Source organism: Streptomyces coryli, assembly GCF_011044975.1.
Taxonomy (GTDB): Bacteria; Actinomycetota; Actinomycetes; order Streptomycetales; family Streptomycetaceae; genus Streptomyces; species Streptomyces coryli.
In genome coordinates this window covers 1-3,909 of the sequence record NZ_JAAKZV010000421.1, presented here as the reverse complement: position 1 = coordinate 3,909, position 3,909 = coordinate 1, and the positions used below count along the sequence as shown (strand labels likewise).

Genomic DNA, 3,909 nt, shown 5'->3' with positions numbered 1-3,909 from the left:
CCCCACACCCGAAGGGCACATGCTGATGCGTCTACTGCGCTGGACCATCCCCGCGATCGCCTGCAGCCTGGGACTGATCTACGCGTCCCCGGCCAGCGCCAGCATCATCTGGAACGGCGACGCCGCCGGCGGCACCGGCGTCTTCTCCTCGATCCTGTGCGACTCCCCCGGCAGCGTCACCGCGCAGGACAACAACGACGGCCGCGGCCAGGTCTTCAAGTTCAACAAGCCGCTCGGCCTGGAGCGCTGCGAGGCCCACGGCATCTCGGTCGGCGGCTCCCGCTACACCTTCAAGAACAACAGCACCTACTACCTGGGCTGGGACACGAGCACCAACACCCCGGACGCCGCGACGATCTTCCAGTGGAAGTCGTACGGCACCGGCGACCAGCACCAGCAGAACTACCCGGTGCTGATGAAGGTCGAGGGCGGGCAGCTGAAGCTCTTCTACATCGCCCCCGGCGAGGACTGGCAGCTGAAGTGGTCCACCCCGGTCGAGACGTCCACGTACAAGCGGATCGTGCTCGGCATCCACACGTCGAGCGACGCGTCGAGCGGCTGGGTGGAGGCGTACTACAACGGCACCAAGGTCGCCGAGTTCTCCGGCCGCACCTGGGACGACCTCGGCAATGACATCCGCTGGGGCACGTACGGCGCCGAGGTGCAGGACAAGCGCGTCATCAACTGGATCGACGACCTGAAGGTCGGCACCACCTACGGCGACGTCGACTGAACGGAGGAGTCATGCCCGGACGACGCCTGCGCGTCCCCGTCCTCGCCGCCACGGCCGCCACCGCGGCCTGGCTGCTGACCACCACCCAGGCCCATGCCGCACTGCTCTGGACCGGCGACCCGGCGAAGGGCCTGGCCGTCTTCGGCAACGTCGAGTGCCCCTCCCCCGGCAGCCTCGTCACGGCCGACCAGCCGGACGGCGCCACCGCCTACCGCTACGAGAAGGCGGTGGGCAGCGAGCGCTGCGAGACCCGGGGCATCCGGGTCGACGGCAGCCAGCACAAGTTCGCCGCCGGCCAGACGTACTGGCTCGGCTGGGAGAGCAAGGTATCGACGACGACCGGCCTGGACGGCGACTTCTCGGTCTTCCAGTGGAAGTCGTATCCCAACGGCGCCCAGAACTACCCGCTGATCATGACGGTCGCGCAGGGCAAGCTGGTGCTGCACTACTCCCCGCCGAACGGCTCCGGCTGGACGACGATCTGGAGCAAGCCGGTCGCGGCGAACGACTGGCACCGCTTCGCCCTCGGCATCCACACCTCGGACTCCGCGTCCGGCGGGTGGGCCGAGCTGTACGTCGACGGCGCCAAGCAGACGTTCAGCAACGGCTCCACCCGCTTCACCGGCCGCACCTGGGACGGCTACAACGACCCGAAGTGGGGCGCGTACGACCGGGGCAACACGACCACGGAGATCGTGAACAGGGTGCGTGAGCTGCGGATCGGCACGTCGTACGGCGACGTCGGCTAGCCCCCGAACTCGTACCGCTGCCCGGCCCGGGCGGTGAAGGTGTGCTCGCCGGAGGGGAAGAGTGTGCTGCGGACGGTCAGCGCACCGTCCCGCCCCGCGGTCAGCGCCACCTTCGCCGCCCGGCCGCCGGTCCACTCCACGTCGAGCGTGACGTCCCCGCGCGCCCGCAGCCCGCGCACGCTGCCGTCCGGCCAGGAGGCCGGGAGGGCGGGCAGCACCTCGAGCACGCCGTGCTGGCTCTGCAGCAGCAGCTCGCACACGCCGGACGTGGCCCCGAAGTTGCCGTCGATCTGGAAGGGCGGATGGGTGTCCCAGAGGTTGGGGAGGGTGGAGGACTTCAGCTGCTCGGCGAGCATCTTGTGGGCGTGATCGCCGTCCCGCAGCCGCGCCCAGAAGTTGATCTTCCAGGCCTTGGACCAGCCGGTGCCACCGTCACCGCGCGCGGTCAGCGAGACCTTCGCGGCCGCGGCCCACTTGCTGCCCGGCTCGATCCGGCGGCCGGGGTGGAGGGCGAAGAGGTGGGAGACATGGCGGTGGTCATCGGACTGGTTGTCGAGGTCGGTCTTCCACTCCTGGAGCTGGCCCCAGGAGCCGATACGGAGGCCGGGGTCGAGCTTGCCGAGGGCCTTCTCGGTGCGGGCGCGGAAGTCCGCGTCGTCGTCTTCGAGCGTACGGGCGGCCGCGAGGGTGCTGGTGAACAGGTCGTACACGATCTGCTGGGCCATGGCGGCGCCGGCGGTGAAGTCCCCGTGCTCGGGTGAGTAGCTCGGTGAGACGACGAGCAGGCCGTCGCGCGGGTCGGTGTGCAGATTGTCCAGCCAGAAGGCGGCGGCCTCCTTCATCACCGGGTACGCGGTGCGCCGCAGGTAGTCCGTATCGCCGCTGTAGCGGTAGCGCTCGTAGAGCTGCTGGCAGAGCCACCCGGCGGCCTCGGGGAACCAGAACGACTCCGCGTAGTCGTGCACGCCGGTGAACCCGTACGGATTGGTCTCGTTGTGCACGAGCCACCCGCCGGCGCCGAACATCTCCTTCGCCGTCACCCGCCCCGGCGGCACCAGCGCCCGTACGAACGCGTCGTGCGGGTCGAGGGTCTCGGCGAGGTTGGCCGGGAGGGCCGGCCAGTAGTTCATCTGCAGGTTGATGTTGACGTGGTAGTCGGCCGACCAGGGTGGGGTGGTGCTGTGGTTCCAGACGCCCTGGAGGTTGGCGGGGAGTGAGCCGGGGCGGGAGGAGGCGATCAGGAGGTAGCGGCCGTACTGGAAGAAGAGCGCTTCGAGGGCCCGGTCGGCGGCGGTCGTGCCGCCCGTGTAGGAGGTGAGGAGGCGGTCGGTGGGGAGGTCGGTGGGCGTGGACTGGCGGATATCGAGGGCGACGCGGTCGAAGAGGGCGCGGTGGTCGCGGGTGTGCTCGGCAAGGAGGGCGTCGTGGCCGGTGCGGATGGCGGCGTCGACGGCGGTGGTGACGCGGTCGTGGGGGTCGGTGCCGCGGTAGTGCGGGTACGTGTCGGCGTAGTCCGTGCCCGCGGAGAGGACGAACCAGGCGGCGTCGGCGTTGGCGACGGTGAGGGTGCCGTCGCCTGCCTGGACGCTGCCGCCGCCCTCGGTGGCGATCCGTATCTGCGCCTCGTAGCGCAGGCCGTTGTCGGCGAGCTTGCCGTGCCAGGTGAGCCGGTCCCCTTCGGCGGTGACGGTGCGGTCCGCGTGCGGGGAGGTGGTGCGCAGGGTGAAGGCGATCTTGCCGGGCTGGTCGGCGGCGATCCGGCCGACGATCACGCCGGCCGGGTAGGAGGCGAAGTAGCGCCGCTGATACGTCACTCCGTCCGCGCGATAGCTCACCCCCGCGACGGCGTCGCGGAGGTCGAGGTCGCGGCGGTACGCCTCCGGCTGCTCGGGGGCGCCGGGGACGTCCAGGTAGAGGTCGCCGAAGGTCTGATAGGCGCCGAACCCGTGCTTCGGCTGGCCGAGCTCGGCGGCGACGGCGTCGGGGGTGAGCTTCGTTTCGTCGTCGATGCGCTCGATGACGCCGTCGAGGGCGCCTGGGCGGGGGTCGGTCCAGTTGCCGAAGTCGTATCCCTGGGCGGATCCGGGCCCGCCCGTCCAGAGGGTCTTCTCGTTGAACTGCAGCCGCTCGGTGCCGACGCCGCCGAAGACCATGGCACCGAGCGCACCATTGCCGATGGGCAGGGCTTCGCGATCCCAGTCGGTGGCGGGTTTGTCGTACCAGAGGGTCAATTCATCCGAGCTCTTGGGGCTTTTGGCGTGCGCAGCCGCCATTGCTGGCACCCCCGCCGCTAAGGCCCCTGCACCGGCGGCGGCCAGCTTTACTGTCACTCTTCGCGTGATCCCGTCAGCCATGCCGCGTCACGCTAGACATGGGACCAATGTCTGGCAAGACCTTGGGGGGTGGTGACTTGTGGGGTGGCTGGGG

General features: G+C 70.0%; 3 protein-coding genes. 2 read left to right on the top strand and 1 reads right to left on the bottom strand.

Annotated features, from left to right (window positions below; genetic code table 11):
• On the top strand, positions 1–733 hold a 733-nt coding region (locus G5C51_RS40475; protein ID WP_206314851.1), incomplete at its 5' end, for a polysaccharide lyase family protein.
• A gap of 11 nt (positions 734–744) precedes the next feature.
• Complete coding sequence (locus G5C51_RS40470; protein ID WP_165245705.1) at positions 745–1,482, top strand: heparin lyase I family protein; 738 nt, start codon at positions 745–747, stop codon at positions 1,480–1,482.
• Here the strand turns inward: G5C51_RS40470 and G5C51_RS40465 are convergent.
• Complete coding sequence (locus tag G5C51_RS40465; RefSeq protein ID WP_240930268.1) at positions 1,479–3,755, bottom strand: glycoside hydrolase family 95 protein; 2,277 nt, start codon at positions 3,753–3,755, stop codon at positions 1,479–1,481. The two genes, G5C51_RS40470 and G5C51_RS40465, sit on opposite strands and share 4 nt — an antisense overlap.
• Positions 3,756–3,909 lie beyond the last annotated feature (154 nt).

Bases quoted from the DNA above. Each gene is read 5' to 3' on its own strand.
- G5C51_RS40470 (WP_165245705.1), top strand. From the start codon at position 745: ATGCCCGGACGACGCCTGCGCGTCCCCGTCCTCGCCGCCACGGCCGCC.
- G5C51_RS40465 (WP_240930268.1), bottom strand. From the start codon at position 3,755: ATGGCGGCTGCGCACGCCAAAAGCCCCAAGAGCTCGGATGAATTGACC.